General features: G+C 62.5%; 14 protein-coding genes and 1 riboswitch. Of the genes, 4 read left to right on the forward strand and 10 right to left on the reverse strand.

Annotation, left to right across the window (positions count from 1 at the left end; genetic code table 11):
• Positions 1 to 29: 29 nt before the first annotated feature.
• From M1D51_RS07855 to M1D51_RS07875, 5 genes are all read right to left on the reverse strand, one after another.
• Positions 30 to 1,439, reverse strand: a complete 1,410-nt coding sequence (locus M1D51_RS07855) for an aminotransferase class V-fold PLP-dependent enzyme (protein ID WP_458109134.1) — start codon at positions 1,437 to 1,439, stop codon at positions 30 to 32.
• A gap of 33 nt (positions 1,440 to 1,472) precedes the next feature.
• Positions 1,473 to 1,586: riboswitch (SAM riboswitch) on the reverse strand.
• Positions 1,587 to 1,781: 195 nt separating this feature from the next.
• Entirely contained in the window at positions 1,782 to 2,594 is an 813-nt protein-coding gene (gene hisN / locus M1D51_RS07860) for a histidinol-phosphatase (RefSeq protein ID WP_172323170.1), read from the reverse strand.
• A 54-nt stretch (positions 2,595 to 2,648) separates the two neighbouring features.
• On the reverse strand, positions 2,649 to 3,764 hold the full coding sequence (rsgA, locus tag M1D51_RS07865; protein WP_458109135.1) for a ribosome small subunit-dependent GTPase A: 1,116 nt from the start codon (positions 3,762 to 3,764) through the stop codon (positions 2,649 to 2,651).
• Between the two features lie 2 nt (positions 3,765 to 3,766).
• Positions 3,767 to 5,137: a 3-phosphoshikimate 1-carboxyvinyltransferase gene (gene aroA / locus M1D51_RS07870; RefSeq protein ID WP_458109136.1), complete on the reverse strand. Its 1,371-nt coding sequence runs from the start codon at positions 5,135 to 5,137 to the stop codon at positions 3,767 to 3,769.
• Between the two features lie 6 nt (positions 5,138 to 5,143).
• Entirely contained in the window at positions 5,144 to 5,659 is a 516-nt protein-coding gene (locus tag M1D51_RS07875) for a DoxX family membrane protein (RefSeq protein ID WP_458109137.1), read from the reverse strand.
• 180 nt (positions 5,660 to 5,839) lie between these two features.
• Here M1D51_RS07875 and M1D51_RS07880 point away from each other — a divergent pair, with 180 nt between their 5' ends.
• Both M1D51_RS07880 and rsrA read left to right on the forward strand, forming a co-directional pair.
• Positions 5,840 to 6,634: a sigma-70 family RNA polymerase sigma factor gene (locus M1D51_RS07880; RefSeq protein ID WP_305849759.1), complete on the forward strand. Its 795-nt coding sequence runs from the start codon at positions 5,840 to 5,842 to the stop codon at positions 6,632 to 6,634.
• Entirely contained in the window at positions 6,631 to 6,891 is a 261-nt protein-coding gene (rsrA, locus tag M1D51_RS07885; protein ID WP_026540100.1) for a mycothiol system anti-sigma-R factor, read from the forward strand. The genes M1D51_RS07880 and rsrA overlap by 4 nt, the downstream gene beginning before the upstream one ends.
• A gap of 102 nt (positions 6,892 to 6,993) precedes the next feature.
• Here the strand turns inward: rsrA and M1D51_RS07890 are convergent, their stop codons facing one another.
• The 5 genes from M1D51_RS07890 to M1D51_RS07910 all read right to left on the reverse strand — a co-directional run bounded on the left by M1D51_RS07890 (position 6,994) and on the right by M1D51_RS07910 (position 13,271).
• Positions 6,994 to 7,068 (reverse strand): 50S ribosomal protein bL37, encoded by a 75-nt coding sequence (locus M1D51_RS07890; RefSeq protein WP_369299106.1) that lies wholly within the window; start codon positions 7,066 to 7,068, stop codon positions 6,994 to 6,996.
• A gap of 113 nt (positions 7,069 to 7,181) precedes the next feature.
• A complete protein-coding gene (locus M1D51_RS07895) occupies positions 7,182 to 7,796 on the reverse strand; it encodes a PadR family transcriptional regulator (protein ID WP_172326150.1) in 615 nt (204 codons plus the stop codon).
• The gene (locus M1D51_RS07900) at positions 7,796 to 8,644 is read right to left on the reverse strand and encodes a DUF4097 family beta strand repeat-containing protein (RefSeq protein WP_458109138.1); all 849 of its coding nucleotides are present in this window, start codon (positions 8,642 to 8,644) and stop codon (positions 7,796 to 7,798) included. The genes M1D51_RS07895 and M1D51_RS07900 overlap by 1 nt, the downstream gene beginning before the upstream one ends.
• Before the next feature lie 103 nt (positions 8,645 to 8,747).
• On the reverse strand, positions 8,748 to 9,347 hold the full coding sequence (locus M1D51_RS07905) for a GDSL-type esterase/lipase family protein (RefSeq protein ID WP_026540104.1): 600 nt from the start codon (positions 9,345 to 9,347) through the stop codon (positions 8,748 to 8,750).
• Between the two features lie 126 nt (positions 9,348 to 9,473).
• Positions 9,474 to 13,271: a multifunctional oxoglutarate decarboxylase/oxoglutarate dehydrogenase thiamine pyrophosphate-binding subunit/dihydrolipoyllysine-residue succinyltransferase subunit gene (locus tag M1D51_RS07910; RefSeq protein ID WP_458109139.1), complete on the reverse strand. Its 3,798-nt coding sequence runs from the start codon at positions 13,269 to 13,271 to the stop codon at positions 9,474 to 9,476.
• Positions 13,272 to 13,760: 489 nt separating this feature from the next.
• Between M1D51_RS07910 and M1D51_RS07915 the strand changes: the two genes are divergently transcribed.
• Entirely contained in the window at positions 13,761 to 15,110 is a 1,350-nt protein-coding gene (locus tag M1D51_RS07915; RefSeq protein ID WP_172324433.1) for a hemolysin family protein, read from the forward strand.
• Complete coding sequence (locus M1D51_RS07920; protein ID WP_172324434.1) at positions 15,107 to 16,177, forward strand: hemolysin family protein; 1,071 nt, start codon at positions 15,107 to 15,109, stop codon at positions 16,175 to 16,177. Before M1D51_RS07915 ends, M1D51_RS07920 begins: the two co-directional genes overlap by 4 nt.
• Positions 16,178 to 16,190 lie beyond the last annotated feature (13 nt).

Here is a 16,190-nt window from a genome sequence, read left to right on the forward strand (position 1 = left end):
CCCCAGCGGCCGGAAACCGAGACCCGGTATTAGTCCACAGTGCAGGGGGCTGCGCCCGCCGTGCCCGGAGTATTGGGAGCCCACTCGGGGTAGGTGCGGTGGTCGTTGGCAGGTACCCAGCGGCCCTCATCCACTACGTAGTCCCAGCCAAGGCCGTTGCGCTTGAGGCCCTCAATGCCTGCCAGCAGCCTCGTGGCGTCCTCCAACCGGGAGCCGACGCCAAAACTTGCACGCAAGGAGCCCGAGGGGAGTCCTAGCCGCTTGAGCAGTGGGTGTGCGCAGAAGCGGCCATCCCGGAGGCCAACGCCGTGCTCGGCGGCCAGGTACGCTGCCACCAATCCGGCGTCGAATCCTTCTACGGAGAAATTGACCACACCGATGGTGTCTTCGGAGTCGGAGAAGATCCGGTGGACTGTCACGCCGTCGATGGCCTCCAAGCCGTCCACCAGGTAGGAGCGGATCGACGCCTCGTGGTTGTGCCAGGCCTCCTGGTCCAGTGCAGCGAGAACTTGAGTAGCGCGGGCGAGGGTGGCTGCGCCAAGGACGTTGGGGGAGCCGCCCTCGTGGCGGGCGGGACCGGTTGCCCAGCTGACGGAGTCCAAACGGGCTTCCCGGACGGCGCCGCCACCAGCCAGGTGTGGAATCCCGGCGTCGAGCCAGTCCGGACGGCCCACCACTACGCCGGCACCGAAAGGCGCGTAGAGCTTGTGCCCGGAGAAGACAACGTAATCCACGTCAGCTTCGGTGATGTTGATCCTACGGTGGGGTGCGAGCTGGGCTGCATCCACCACGATCCTGGCACCGAATTCGTGAGCCAATGAAGCGAGCTCGGCGATCGGCAGGATTTCACCAGTAACGTTCGAGGCACCGGTGATCGCGAGCAGGCTGACCCCGCCCTGGGCCAACTCATCGCGGAGTTTGTCGAACGTCGCGGCGAGGGTGGAGGCTGCCACGACGCTGCGGTGCGGGACTCCTTGCCAGGGGAGCAGGTTGGCGTGGTGTTCGATGTCCAGGTAAAGGACTTCACCGGAGAACCGGCCCTCGGCCTGGGGAAGGCAACCGGCCAGGAGGTTCAAGGAGTCCGTGGTGTTTCGCGTGAAAATGACGGAATCATCCGGGCGCCCACCGACGAAGTCACGCACGATGTTCCGTGAATTCTCATAGACGGAGGTGCTGATCTGTGAGGCATATCCGGCACCGCGGTGGACGCTGGCGTAGTAGGGCAGGACCTCGTTGAGATAGGCCGAGACGATGGTCAGCGCCGGAGCCGAAGCTCCATAGTCCAGATTGGCGTAGCGGACGTGGCCGCCCTGAATCAGTGGGGCCTGCAGTTCGGCACCAGTCACTGCGGCGAGGGGCCGGGCTGCTGCAGCTGCCTGTGCAGGGGTTTCTTCGACAAAAGAAGGAATGGCGTTTGAATCGAACGTGACAGTACTCATGGGACCTCATTCAAGAGGGACCCCCATGGGGGGGATCCGCGCTTGCCGCATCCGTTCCGGACCGGCCGGGTCGTCACCCGGGGCACCCCACCGCGAATGGAGGGTTGCCGGCCAGCAAACCGGGGTTTAGCGCTGGCACTCGTGACCTGTAAAAAAGGTTAGGGCACCTCCAGCGGCCACTCCAAAGTCACTGCGCTTTGTTAAGCGCTTTGTTACGTCAGGCTTGTAAAGCGGGAGTTTGGCGAATAAAAGACGGCAGCTGCCTCCAAAAGGAGGCAACCGCCGTCGAATATTCGCTAAATCGCCCTGGTCCCACGGGCCCGGAGCTGGAGGAGGCCGGAACTAAAGGAGATCGTCCAAGCCTGGGTTGAGGCGCTTGAGCACCTCTGAGTGGAGGATCGAGTTAGTGGCCAAGGCATTGCCGCCGAAGGGTCCGTCGTCGCCTTCCAGCGAAGTAAAGCGGCCACCGGCCTCCGTCACGATCGGGACCAGTGCAGCCATGTCGTACAAGTTCAACTCAGGCTCGCAAGCGATGTCCACTGCCCCTTCTGCCACCAGGCAGTAGGACCAAAAGTCGCCATAGGCCCGGGTCCGCCAAACGTCCTCGGTCAGTCCCAGGAACTCGTCCAGGTTCCCGCGTTCCTTCCACCCGGACAGGCTGGAGTAAGACAGCGAGGCATCGGCCAGATTGGTGACGTTGGAGACCTTCAAGCGGGTAGCAGCGGCAAGGGACCGCCCCATGTAGGCGCCCATGTCCTTGGCCGCCCACCAGCGTTTGCCCAAAGCGGGGGCGCTGACGACGCCTACTACAGGTTCACCCTCGTCAACCAGTGCGATCAGCGTCGCCCACACCGGTACACCCCGGACGAAGTTCTTGGTTCCATCGATGGGATCGATGATCCAACGGCGTGAGCCGTGTCCGCTGCTGCCAAATTCCTCGCCAAGAACAGCGTCCCTGGGCCGCGAGCGTGAGAGTTGGCCGCGGATGGCTTCCTCCGCAGCCTTGTCAGCGTCCGTGACGGGAGTGAGGTCGGGCTTGGTTTCGATCTTGAGGTCCAGGGCCTTGAAGCGATCCATGGTCTGGGCATCGACGGAATCAGCGAGGACATGGGCCAGGCGCAGGTCATCGTTGTAGGTGGAAACGGGATGGGTCATGGCACCAAACTATCCTGAAACATTCCCTGCAGTGGGGAGGTGAAGCCGCAGCGATCAGTTGACAGTGCCCAGTTCCTTGGCCTCTTTGGCTTCCAGCCGCGGGTCTGCGCCGAGCAGCCGGCGCAGCGAAGCCAGCCGGGCCACTCCTGAAGGTCCGGCGTGACCTTCGTTCACCCAGGGATCCAGCCCGCAGTTGATGGCAGTGGCGTCGTGCTTGCAGCCGCGTTCGCAGGCTTGAGTTCCGGGCTCAAGATCAGGGAAAGAATGCAGAATCCGATCCGGATCCACGTGGGCGAGGCCAAAGGACCTGATGCCCGGGGTGTCGATGATCCAACTGCCGGCCGGGGCGTCGGCAAGTTTCAAGGCCAAAGCGGAGGAGGACGTATGCCGTCCCCGACCCGTCACGGCGTTGACTCCGCCGGTTGCCCGCTCTGCCCCTGTCAGGGCATTGACCATGGTGGACTTGCCCACGCCCGAGTGGCCGAGCATCACGGTGACCTTGCCGCCGAGGTGGGAGCGCAACTGGGCTACGGCGTCCCTGTCCAAACGTGCCGACAGCCCGTCATCCGAGCGGGCGTCGATGCCACCTGCTTCGGAGTCCGCCGTGCGGCTGATGATCACCGGGAAGTCCAGGCTGAGGTAGTTGGCGAGGAGTTCCGCCGGATCCTTGACGTCCGCCTTGGTGATGAGCAGCAACGGCTCAATGCCGGCGTCGTAGGCTGCCACAAGGGCGCGGTCGATGAATCCGGTGCGGGGTTCAGGGTTGGCGGCGGCAACAACAATGACCAACTGATCGGCGTTGGCTACCACTACCCGTTCGATGGGGTCGGTATCGTCGGCACTGCGGCGCAGGAGGGTTCGCCGCTCTTCCACCCGCACCAGCCGTGCCAGCGTGTCCGGTGAGCCGGTGACGTCCCCCACCAGCGCCACGAAGTCCCCGGGGACTACCGGGTTTCGCCGCAGTTCGCGGGCACGTGCAGCGATGACAACACGGGCGTTCGAGAAATCCTCATCCACAATTGCCCTGTAGCGTCCTCGGTCCACGGTGATGATCCGGCCGATGACGGCGTCATCATGGCTGGGCCTGTCCTTGGTCCTCGGCCTGGAACCTTTTTTGTTGGGTCGTATCCGGACGTCGGATTCGTCCCAGGAGCGTGCGTCACGGCCCATGGTCAGTTGTTTGCCCCGTCCGTGTTGGAGATGGTTCCCACCATTCGGGCCCACATTTCAGGGAACTCAGGCATGGTCTTGGAAGTGGTGGCGATGTCTTCGACCTGGACGCCTTTGACGGCGAGGCCCAGGATGGCCCCGGCAGTGGCCATCCGGTGGTCGGCGTAGCTGTGGACCACCCCTGCACGCAGGGCGGCGGGGCGGATGATGAGGCCGTCGGCAGTCTCCTCGGCGTCGCCTCCCAGCGAGTTGATTTCATGGACAAGTGCCGCGAGCCGGTCTGTCTCATGACCCCGGAGATGGGCAATTCCGGTGAGTCGGGACGGGCTGTCAGCCAGAGCGCACAAGGCTGCCACCGTGGGTGCGAGTTCGCTGGTTTCGTCGAAGTCGGCGCCCTTGATGACGGGCCCGCCGGTTACCGAGAGTGTCCCTTCCTCCAAGGTAACCGTGGCCCCCATGGTGGCGAGGATGGTCCGCCACATATCGCCAACCTGCGTGGTGCCCGCCGGCCAATTGGTGACCCGCACTGTGCCTTGTGTTGCCAGGGCGGCGGCCAGGAAGGGCCCGGCGTTGGAAAGGTCCTGCTCAATCCTCTGGTCAAAGGCCCGGATGGGGCCGGGAGAGACCACCCAGTGATTGGGCACGGAGTCGTCCACCTGGACACCCACACTGCGGAGTACCTCCACGGTCATGGTGATGTGGTCCAGGCTGGGGACGGGCTTGCCGACGTGCTCCAGATGGAGTCCTTCGGCGAACCGCGCACCCACCAACAGCAGGGCGGATACAAACTGCGATGAAGCACTGGCATCGATCACCAGGTGGCCGCCCCGGACTTCGCCCGTACCGTCCACAGCAAAAGGAAGGGCCGACGGCGTCCTGCCGCCTTCTGCCGCCACCGGAACGCCGAGGGCGATCAACGCCTCGATGATGGTTCCCATGGGCCTGTTGCGTGCATGCGGGTCTCCGTCGAAGACCGTAGTTCCATTCCGCAGTGCAGCCAGCGGAGGAACGAACCGCATGACGGTGCCGGCCAAGCCGCAATCAATGGCCGTTTCGGCCCCTGTTGCACCGGGGTCCATCGGTGCGATGTGAAGGTCGGGGCCGTAGTCGCCGTCGCCGGGGACTTCGCTGACCGTGGCGCCCAGCTGCCGCAAGGCTTGGATCATGAGTGCGGAGTCACGGGAATGCAGGGGAGCCCGAAGCCGTGAGGGACCATCCGCCAAAGCGGCCAACACCAGGAACCGGTTGGTCAGCGACTTTGAACCAGGTACCGTCACCGTGGCGTCCACGGGCCCGCTGGCGTAGGGGGCCGGCCAGAGTGGCAGTGCGGTGGCCTCGGTTGATCCGGTGTTTTCGGCGGTGGTACCTGTCATGCTTCCTTATGCTCCAACTGCGTTGTCTACGGCCTTGCGTACTGCTTTATCTGCCCGCTTGATCTGCTTGCCCGTCACCTTTTTGGCATCCGCGGCCAGGTGTTCTGCGCGCCAGGCAATGCTGGGACGTCCGGCGGTGTCAACTGCGGCAAGCAGGACTCCGCCCGTCAGCGAAATGTTCTTCAGCAGCTGGGCCTTGCGGGCGCTGCGGCCTTCCTTGGAACTGATGTCCGCGGAGCGCCACTCGACGTAGGAGTTCAGGGCGGAGGTGATAGCCAGGACCGTTGCGGCGAAACGGGAGAGCTTTCCCAGGCCGAGCAATGCGCCGGCCCCCAGCTGGGCGCCGCCGATGACCCGCGCCAGGGTCTTCTCATCGGTCTTGAAAGGCAGTGATTCCGAGGCCCGGCGAAGGACGGGCGAAAGCTGCCTTGCGGTGTCGTCCGCGTTCCTGAGCTTGTCCAGACCTGCTACGACGAAGCTGGACGCGAGCATGGGCCGCGCGAGAAAACGGATAACAGACATGTCTTGCCTCCTGGATGGCTTGCCACACTATGTCAGTGAGTTTTGGGTTCAGCGGGTGCAGTCTGCTCTAGTCTTGCACCTTTGCGGAATATTTACCCAGCGGCGGCCGTTGTGAACTAGTGGTGCGGTGGAGACCGTGCCGCGGCAAGGTGTTGCCGCTTGGTGAACGGAGTTGATTTTTTGACTTTGGTTAAGGACCGTGTGGTTCTACCGGAGCACGGGTACGGCACGCAGCCGGATTCCCCGCAGCTGACAGTAGACTTGGCAACGATGAGCACCACGGAACCGGCCGCAGCGGCCATGCACCAGGCGGCCGGCGCGGAAGACGCAGCCGCCGCACCCGACGTCGACGTCGCTTCGGAGAGTCCCGAGCAACGGCGGGCGCGTTTCGAGCGCGACGCCATGCAGTATGTGGACCAGTTGTATTCGGCAGCCATGAGAATGGCCCGGAACCCTTCCGATGCGGAGGACCTGGTCCAGGAGGCGTACACCAAGGCATTTTCGGCTTTCCATCAATACAAGCCGGGAACCAACCTCAAAGCATGGCTGTACCGCATTCTGACCAACACCTATATCAACCTTTATCGGAAGCGGCAGCGCGAGCCGTTGCAGTCCAACTCGGACACGATCGAGGATTGGCAGCTGGCCAAGGCGGAGTCCCACACTTCCGCTGGCCTGAGGTCCGCGGAAACCGAGGCGCTGGACCACTTGCCGGACTCTGATGTCAAAAACGCCTTGCAGTCCATTCCGGAGGAATTCCGGCTGGCTGTTTATTTCGCGGACGTCGAGGGCTATGCGTATAAGCAGATATCAGAAATCATGAATACTCCCATCGGCACGGTCATGTCACGGTTGCACCGCGGCAGGAAGATGCTGCGGGACATGCTGGCGGACTACGCCACCGAACGGGGCTTCAGGGCCCAAACCGAAGATCAGGCCGCGGCCGGAAGCAACAATCAGGAGAAAGAGAAATGAGCGACTGCCAGGGATTGGGCGATTGCGACGATACGCGAATGCAGCGGATCTACGAGTACCTCGACGGCGCGTTGACCCGCGAGGACCTCGGCGAGATCAAGCAGCACTTGGATACTTGCGAGGAATGCTCAGAGCAGTATGACCTTGAATGCCTCATCCGTACCATGGTGAAGCGCTCGTGCACTGAATCAGCGCCGGAGAACCTTAAGAACTCAATTCTGGACAGGATCCACTCCATCAAGCCGGTAGAAGCCTGATCAAAACCGCTGGGCAAAAATGGGCGTGAAACGCCAAGGGCCCCGGAAACCGCATGGTTTCCGGGGCCCTCGCTCTTAAGCCTGTGACACTAAGCCGCTGGCTTAGGTGTTGGGACGCTTGCCGTGGTTCGCGCCGCCGCGCTTACGGTCACGACGCTTACGTGCACGCTTGCTCATAGCTGGCCTCCTTCAATGATTGATACTCAATAGAGCTGCCCTCCAGTTTCGCACATCAGGGTGCCGGCTCGCGAACCGGGAACGGCTCTGCGTAGATCCGGTCCGGCTGGAGATCAGTTCTGCAACGAATTCCTGATCGAGATGCGGGCCTGATCCAGCACCGTGCGCACCGTTTCGAGTGCCACCGGCGTCAATGGATGTGTGGCCCCGTGTTGGCGCAGCTCGACACGTATGTCATCCCTGAAAGCCTGAACCATCAGCTCGGCTTCCTTCAACATGCGCTGGCCCTCCGGAGTGTAGCCGGAGGCACGGCTACGGAAAGCGGCGGAGGTCGCATTGGTGCGCGCCGCCTCCGCGGTGGCAGCCAGGTCTGCCCGCAGGCCACGCATATTGGTCCTGATGTCTTCCCGAAGGTTGTCGGCGAGCCGCCTGACCGAAGCCGAGATGGTGTCCTCGACGCCCGCCAGTTCCTCCCGCCGTCCATCAAGTTCAGCGCGGCCCGCATCGGTGATGAAGTACTTCGTCCGGCGCCCCTCCGTTCCGGTGGCCACCAGCCCCTCTTCTTCGAGCTTGCTCAGGCGCGGGTAGATGGTTCCGGCGCTGGGGGAGTAGGTGCCTCCGAACCGGTCGCTGAGAGCCTTGATCAGTTCGTATCCGTGTTTGGGGCCGGCCTCGAGTAGGGCCAGCAGGTAGAGGCGTAGCGCTCCATGGGCAAAGACGGGAGGCATCAGAGGCCCGCTTCCCCGGGGACCTGGTGGTTGTTCTCCGGTTCAGGGGCCGAGCCGTGCATGATGTACGTCTTGCCGGAGACCGTGTTGGTGCGCACCAACATGAGCTTCTCGTCAGGGCCTACGATCGTGTGCACGTTACTGCCGGGCTGGGCATAAAGTTGGTCGTCGATCACCACAGTTCCGCTGGCGGATTTCGCCACGATGTCCAGGCCTACGTCGTGTGGCAGCCTGATGGTCAGGTCGCCGGAGACGGAGTTGGCGCCGAGGTCGTTGGTGTAGTCCTGAAGATCGAAACTAAGGTCGCCGCTGACGGTGCTGGCCCGGACGTTCTTGAACGTGCCCGAAGCGGTGACCTCGCCTGAGACGCTCTTGGCGGTCAGGACGCCGTCGTGGTTTCTGGCGATGACTTCACCGCTGACGGTGTTTACATGCAGTTCGCCGCTGGTGCCGTCTGCCATGACGGAGCCGGAGACGGTGTTCAGGCGCGTCCGGCCGCTAATTCCGGAGACCAAACCGTCGCCGCTGACCGTTCCGGCCTCCACGTCGACGCCGGGCGGGAGGGCGATGCCGACAACCACTGAGTTGGCGCTGGTGTTATTGACGGTCCCCATCAGGTTGCGGAACCAGCCCTGCGGGCCTTGCAGCTGATGGCGGACCTCCAGGCGCCCGTCCACCAGCGTCACCGTCAGGGGATCGCCCGTGATTTCGCTGATTTCGATGCTGACGAACGCCTCGTCATGGGTCATGACATCAAAGCGGCCTTTGACGATTCCCAGCTTGAGGGAACGGACGCCGTCCACTTCGATGGTTTGGGGACCCGTCACGGTCCAAAGTTCCTCAGACATAACCCCTCCAAATGCGATATATCGCGTCGATGAGTTCACGATATATCGCGAATCATCCCGAAGCAAGGACTTTTGGCGGGGATGTGTGGTGAAGCCGGTCCAGCTACTCCGGTTGGGCGATATTGAGCCACTGGAACCAGCCGCGGTGCAGGACCAGCCACGCAATCAATCCGTAGCCGGCCTGGCCCGGTGTTCCCCCATTGGCCGCCAGATCCGTCCTCCACTGCTCATGGTTGAGCAAAGGAGAGAACGTGTCCACATAGTGGTGGTTGCGCCTGGTGGTGACGTCGGCAAAGGCAGTGTTCAGTTCTGCGAGCCGCTTGTTCCTGACCGGATCCAAGGTAGGGGGCGGACCGACCACGAAGACCTCTACACTGCTGTGCGAAGCGCCATCGAGGATATTGGCCAGGTTCAGCCGGCTTCGCGCCGTGGACAATCCGAACTCGAGGTCGCGGCCCGAAAGCCCGATCACCAGGCGGTTCTCGTGGGTGTCGCTGAAGCGCCTCCCGGCCTCGTCCTGCCACCGCGCGGCCAAGCCCTCCGTGCCTTCCATGGGGCAGGGGAGCGGGAAACTCTCCACCACGACGGAGTCCTGGGGCGTACGGGCCAGGACTCTTCCGAGCCAACCCAATGCGCGGGGATCCCCCAGGCCCGCGAGCAGTTCATCTCCTACAGCTGCGATACGCAGCTTCCTGTCTTCCACGGTTACCTCTTCACACTCGTTACGGTCCTTGCACGGTTTGCCGGTTCTGGAACCTGATACCTGTCCCATTAAACAGAACTGCCCGGCCTGAGGGGCGCATTCGCTCCTCAGACCGGGCAGTTTCGCTTACTTGCGTTCGAACGCCTGCTTGATCAGGGCATCCTGTTCAGCGGCGTGGCGCTTCATGGAACCGGCAGCCGTGGAGGCCGACGCCGGACGTGAGACCAGGCGGAGCTTGCGGTCAAGCTCAGGCGCCAGGTTCAAGCCCATGAACGGCCACGGACCCTGGTTGGCGGGCTCGTCCTGTGCCCAAACGATGTCAGCGTTCGGGTACTTGGCCAGCTCGGCGTCAATCTCGGCCTTGGGCAGCGGGTACAGCTGCTCAACGCGGATGATGGCGGTGGAGGTGTCCCCGGACTTCTGTCGGTTGGACAGGAGGTCGTAGTACAGGCGACCCGAGACCAGGATGACGCGGTCCACGTTGGCAGGCTCGACCTCAGGATCGGCAATGACCGGCCGGAAACCACCCGTAGTGAAGTCTTCGACGGCGGATGCGGCGCCCTTGAGGCGGAGCAGCTGCTTCGGCGTGAAGATGATCAACGGCTTGCGCGGACGGCTGTAAGCCTGGCGGCGCAACAGGTGGAAGTGCGAGGCCGCAGTGGTGGGGTTGGCCACGATCATGTTGTCCTCGGCGCACATCTGCAGGAAGCGCTCAATGCGGGCCGAGGAATGGTCCGGTCCCTGGCCTTCATAGCCGTGGGGAAGCATGAGTACCAGTGAGGAACGCTGACCCCACTTCTGTTCTGCCGAGGAAATGAACTCGTCAATGATGGTCTGCGCACCGTTGACGAAGTCGCCAAACTGGGCTTCCCACAGGACCAGGGCATCCGGGCGCTCTACCGAGTAACCGTATTCGAAGCCCATGGCTGCGTATTCGGACAGCAGGGAATCGTAGATCCACAGCTTGGCCTGGTCATCGGAGAGGTTGCCCAGGGGCAGCCACTCGTTGCCGTTGGCGCGGTCGTGGAAGACGGCGTGACGCTGCACGAACGTGCCGCGGCGGGAGTCCTGGCCGGCCAAACGAACCGGTACACCCTCCATGATCAGCGAGCCGAAGGCTGCGATCTCGCCGAAGCCCCAGTCAATGCCGCCTTCACGGGACATCTGCTCACGCTTCTCCAAGAGCTGCTTGAGCTTGGAGTGGACGGTGAAGCCATCCGGAATTTCCAGGTGTGCCTTGCCGATGCGGGCAAGGGTCTCAGCGGAAATTGCAGTGGATGCCGGGGAGTTAGTGCCGAAATCGGACTGCTGGGCGATGGGACGCTCGATGTCCGAGACGGCCGCGGAGTCCGCCGTGATGATGGGGATCGGCGAGGTCTGCGCGGCGTGCGTTTCTGCGAAGACGCGCTCGAGGCGTTCCTGGTAGTCGCGGAGCAACTGCTCTGCTTCTTCTTCGGTGATGTCTCCACGGCCGATGAGCGACTCGGTGTACAGCTTGCGGACGGAGCGCTTGGCTTCGATCAGGTTGTACATGAGCGGCTGCGTCATCGAGGGGTCGTCGCCCTCGTTGTGGCCGCGGCGGCGGTAGCAGACCATGTCGATGACAACGTCCTTGTGGAAACGCTGGCGGAACTCGTAGGCGAGCTGTGCAACACGCACTACGGCCTCGGGGTCGTCACCGTTCACGTGGAACACCGGTGCCTGGATCATCTTGGCAACGTCCGTGGAGTACGTGGACGAACGCGATGACGACGGCGCGGTGGTGAAGCCAACCTGGTTGTTGACAATGACGTGGATGGTGCCGCCGGTGCGGTAACCACGCAGCTGCGAGAGGTTGAGGGTTTCAGCCACAACACCCTGGCCGGCAAATGCGGCGTCACCGTGAACCATGATGGGCAGGACCGGGAACGATTCGCCCTGATCCAGCCTGTCCTGCTTGGCACGGACAATGCCCTCCAGCACGGAGTCCACGGCTTCGAGGTGGGACGGGTTGGCTGCGAGGTAGACCTTGGTCTGCTTGCCGTTGTCCGAAGTGAAGGTGCCTTCGGTGCCGAGGTGGTACTTGACGTCGCCGGAGCCCTGGACCGAACGGGGGTCCTGGGTACCTTCGAATTCGCGGAAGACCTGTGCGTAGGTCTTACCGGCGATGTTGGTCAGCACATTGAGGCGGCCGCGGTGTGCCATGCCGATGGCAACCTCGTCCAGTCCGTCGTCGGCCGCGTCGGAGATGACGGCGTCGAGGAGCGGAATCAGCGACTCGCCGCCTTCAAGGGAGAAGCGCTTCTGGCCCACGAACTTGGTCTGCAGGAATGTTTCGAATGCCTCTGCGGCGTTGAGCTTGGAGACGATGCGGAGCTGCTCTTCACGGCTCGGCTTGGAGTACGGGTGCTCCAACTGGTCCTGGAACCATTTGCGTTCTGCAGGTTCCTGGATGTGCATGTATTCGATGCCGGTGGTGCGGCAGTACGCGTCACGCAGGACTCCGAGGATGTCACGGAACTTGAGCTGCGGCTTGCCGCCGAATCCGCCGGTGGGCCATTCGCGGTCCAGGTCCCACAGGGTCAGGCCATAGGTCAGGACGTCCAGGTCCGGGTGCTTGCGCTGGACGTACTCCAGGGGATCGGTGTCCGCCATCAAGTGTCCGCGCACCCGGTAGGAGTGGATCAGCTGCTGGATGCGGGCAACCTTGTTGATCTCATCGGCAGGATCCACCTGAAGGTCCGGGCTCCAACGCACGGGCTCGTACGGGATACGCAGGGCTTCGAAGATTTCGTCGTAGAAGTTCTGCGCACCCAGCAGGAGCTGGTGGACCAGCTTGAGGAACTCGCCGCTGCCTGCACCCTGGATGACCCGGTGGTCATAGGTCGATGTCAGCGTGAGGATCTTGCTGATGGCATTCTGGGCGATGATCTTCTCGCTGGCGCCCTGGAATTCAGCGGGGTAGTCAAGGGCGCCGACGCCGATGATGGCGGCCTGCCCCTTGGAAAGGCGAGGAACGGAGTGCACCGTGCCGATGCCACCGGGATTGGTCAGGGAGACCGTGGTGCCGGCGTGGTCGTCTGCCGTGAGCTTGCCATTGCGGGCACGCTTGATCAGGTCCTCGTAGGTGTGCCAGAACTCGGCGAAGTCCATGGTCTCGGCCTTCTTGATGTTGGGAACCATCAGGAGGCGCGTGCCATCGGGCTTGGGCATGTCAATGGCGATGCCGAAGTTGACGTGTGCGGGCTGCACGGCACTGGGCTTGCCATCGATTTCGTCGTAGTAAACGTTCATCGACGGGAACTGGGACAACGCGCGGACAACGGCGTAGCCGATGAGGTGCGTGAAGGAGACCTTGCCACCGCGGGCTCGGGCAAGGTTGGAGTTGATAACCACCCGGTTGTCGATGAGCAGCTTGGCGGGAACAGCGCGGACACTGGTGGCGGTAGGTACTTCAAGGCTGGTCACCATGTTGGTGGCAATGGCCTTGGCCGGTCCCCGGAGGACGGAAACTACATCTTCCTCAGGTGCTGTGGGCGCCTTGGTGCTCTTGGGCAGCTGGGCAGGAATGGGCTGGGCCGTGGTTCCGGCTGCGGGCTTCTTTGCTCCGTCCCGGGCAACAGTGGCCGGTGCTTTCTTGGCCGGGGCCGGTGCCGCCGGTGCAGCTGCTTCCGGGGCAGCGGCAGGAGCGGCCGGCGCCGGTGCCGGAGCCGCTGCAGCCGGAGCTACCACGGGAAGTACTTGGGTAGGGGGATTGGCAGCTGAAGGCGCTGCGGAGGTTCCGTTGGAAGAAGTGCCGTCAGCAGAAGCAAAGGATTCAAAGAGCGGCCACCACTTGGTGTCGACCGAATTCTTGTCCTGTTGGTACCGCTCGTACAGTTCGTCAACGAGCCACTCGTTTCCGCCAAATTCCTCTGGTAGACGGTGGCTGGGCTGCTCTGGCACTTGAAATACGCCTCTTCCATGAGTGTTGTTTTCCCGCTGGCCAAAGTTGCTTTTCCGCAACGATGGGACAGGGTCCGGGTCCCGCGAACTCAGACCCCTGACAGTCTAGTTAGGATCGTTGGTTAACTGCCAATAGTGGTGACCTAAATCATGTTGCGGCTGACTTAGTGTGGTGCCCCTGCTTTTTAGTCGCGTATCCAAGCCCGCCGTTGGAGCCGCCTCCGGGCTGGACTGTAGACTGGAACTCTTATGGACAGTAAATCTAGGTGCCGGCCTGGGAACTGTCGGGGGAGCCAACCTGGCAACTCCGCACAGCGCGCCCGTCGAGCCGGCAATACCCGTTCACATGCCCATCACGCGCCGGCGCTTAGCGCCGGTGGTCCCTCGGACCCTGCGTCCGCTGGACCCGACCAGCCTCCGCCGGGGCGAATCCCCCTGCTGAAGGCCCCCGCCCTTCTGCACACCACCACTCATGGAGTGATGCGCTAAGTGGAATGGATTCTTCTTCTCGCCGGATTTGCCCTGATTCTGGGCACCGGCTTCTTTGTAGCAGTTGAGTTTTCCCTGGTTGCCTTGGACCAAGCGAGTGTTCAGCGCGCCGTTGATAACGGTGACCACGCTGCCGCGCCACTGCTGAAATGCCTCAAGTCGCTGTCCACACAGCTTTCAAGTTGCCAACTCGGCATTACGCTGACCACGCTGCTGACGGGCTTCGTCATGGAGCCCTCACTGGGGCAGCTTCTTGGGGGTCCGCTTGCGTCTCTGGGCCTGAGCTCCGAGGCCGCACATTCGGTGGCGTTGATACTGGCGATGGCCGTTGCCACCCTGTTGTCGATGCTGATCGGTGAACTGGTACCCAAGAACATGGCCATTGCCCTGGCCTTCCCCCTGGGTAAGCGGCTGGCCCGCCCGCAGCTGATGTTTACGGCCGTCTTCAAGCCGGCGATCGTGGTGCTGAACGGGTTCTCGAACAAGGTATTGAATCTTTTCGGTCTTGAAGCCAAGGAAGAGATTTCCGGGGCGAGAACCCCCGCAGAGCTTGCTTCCCTGGTGAGGCGCTCCGCCGAGCTGGGTACCTTGGATGCCGGAACCGCCAACTTTGTTGCCCGTACGTTGAACTTCTCAGGGCGTACGGCGGCTGATGTCATGACACCGCGTATCCGTATGGAAACCATCGATGCGGACCAACCGGTATCGGATATCCTCGACGCCGCCCGGCGCACCGGATATTCGCGGTTCCCTGTGATTGGTGATTCCACGGACGATATCCGGGGCGTCGTGCACGTCAAGAAGGCCGTGGCCGTCCCGGCTGAGCGGCGGGCCAAACTGGAGGCCGGGGCCATCATGACCGACGTCCTGCAGGTGCCTGAGACCATCCACCTTGATGCACTTCTTTCTGAATTGCGTGAGGGCAACCTTCAGCTGGCGGTCGTGCTGGATGAGTACGGGGGAACGGCGGGCATCGCCACCCTGGAGGACCTGGTGGAAGAGATCGTCGGCGAGGTAGCTGACGAGCACGACAAAGTCCGCCCGGGAGTGCTGCAGAGCGCGTCCGGCGACTGGTACTTCCCCGGACTCCTGAGGCCGGATGAAGTATCCGAGCAGATACCCAACCTCACCGTTCCTGATGAATCCGCCTATGAAACGGTGGGCGGTTACGTCATGAGCCAGCTTGGGCGGATTGCCAGGACAGGAGACGTCGTGGAGACGCCAGGCGGAACGCTCACGGTGACACGGATGGATGGTCGAAGGATCGACCGGATATGTTTCCATCATGTGGAGCTCGGCGAAACCTCTCCCGAGGACGCGAATCCGCGTCATGAAGCGGGTGCGGTATGAGCGACTGGGTAGGTATTGTCTGGCTCGTCGTTCTCCTGATAGGTAACGCCTTCTTCGTTGGAGCCGAGTTCGCCGTCATGTCGGCACGCCGCAGTCAGATAGAGCCCTTGGCCGAAGCTGGATCCAAGCGCGCGCAGACCACACTGCGGGCCATGGAGAATGTTTCGCTCATGCTTGCCTGTGCTCAACTGGGCATCACGGTTTGCTCGCTCCTGATACTGCAGGTGGCCGAGCCGGCCATCCACCATTTACTCGCGGAACCCCTCGAGCTGGTGGGTGTTCCCGTGGAACTGGCGGACATTATTGCGTTTGCGATTGCCTTGCTGTTCGTCACGTTCCTGCATGTCACCTTTGGTGAGATGGTTCCCAAGAACATTTCGGTTTCCGTAGCGGATAAGGCTGCGCTCCTGCTGGCGCCACCGTTGATGTTTATTGCGCGGTTGGTCAATCCGATCATCTGGACGCTGAACTGGCTGGCCAACCACATCCTGCGGCTAATGAAGATTGAGCCCAAGGATGAAGTGTCTTCCTCGTTCACGCTGGAGGAGGTGCAATCGATCGTGCAGGAATCCACGCGACACGGCTTGGTGGATGATGAGGCGGGCTTGTTGAGCGGCGCCTTGGAGTTCTCGGAGCATACGGCATCGCACATCATGGTTCCCTTGGACAAGCTGGTAGTGCTGAAAACCGCGTCCACTCCGGTGGACCTGGAGAAAGCGGTCAGCCGCACGGGATTCTCCCGTTTCCCGATGGTGGACGACGACGGCGAACTCGCCGGTTACCTGCATGTGAAGGACATCCTCTCCATCCCGGATGAGGGCCGTAAGCATCCCATCGCCGAAGGCCGCATCCGTTCCTTTGCCAACCTTGCCCCTGATGATGAGATTGAGCAGGCCATGTCAGTGATGCAGCGTACCGGCTCGCATCTGGCCCGCGTGATCGGCGCCGGCGGAGAGACCCAGGGTGTCCTGTTCCTGGAGGACGTCATTGAGCAGTTGGTGGGGGAGATCCGCGACGCCACGCAGGCCACAGGTATTCGCCGCTATGGAGACCAGCAAGCGAAGTAACGCGAGGAAGGGG

It is taken from the genome of Arthrobacter sp. R3-55 (genome assembly GCF_054161505.1).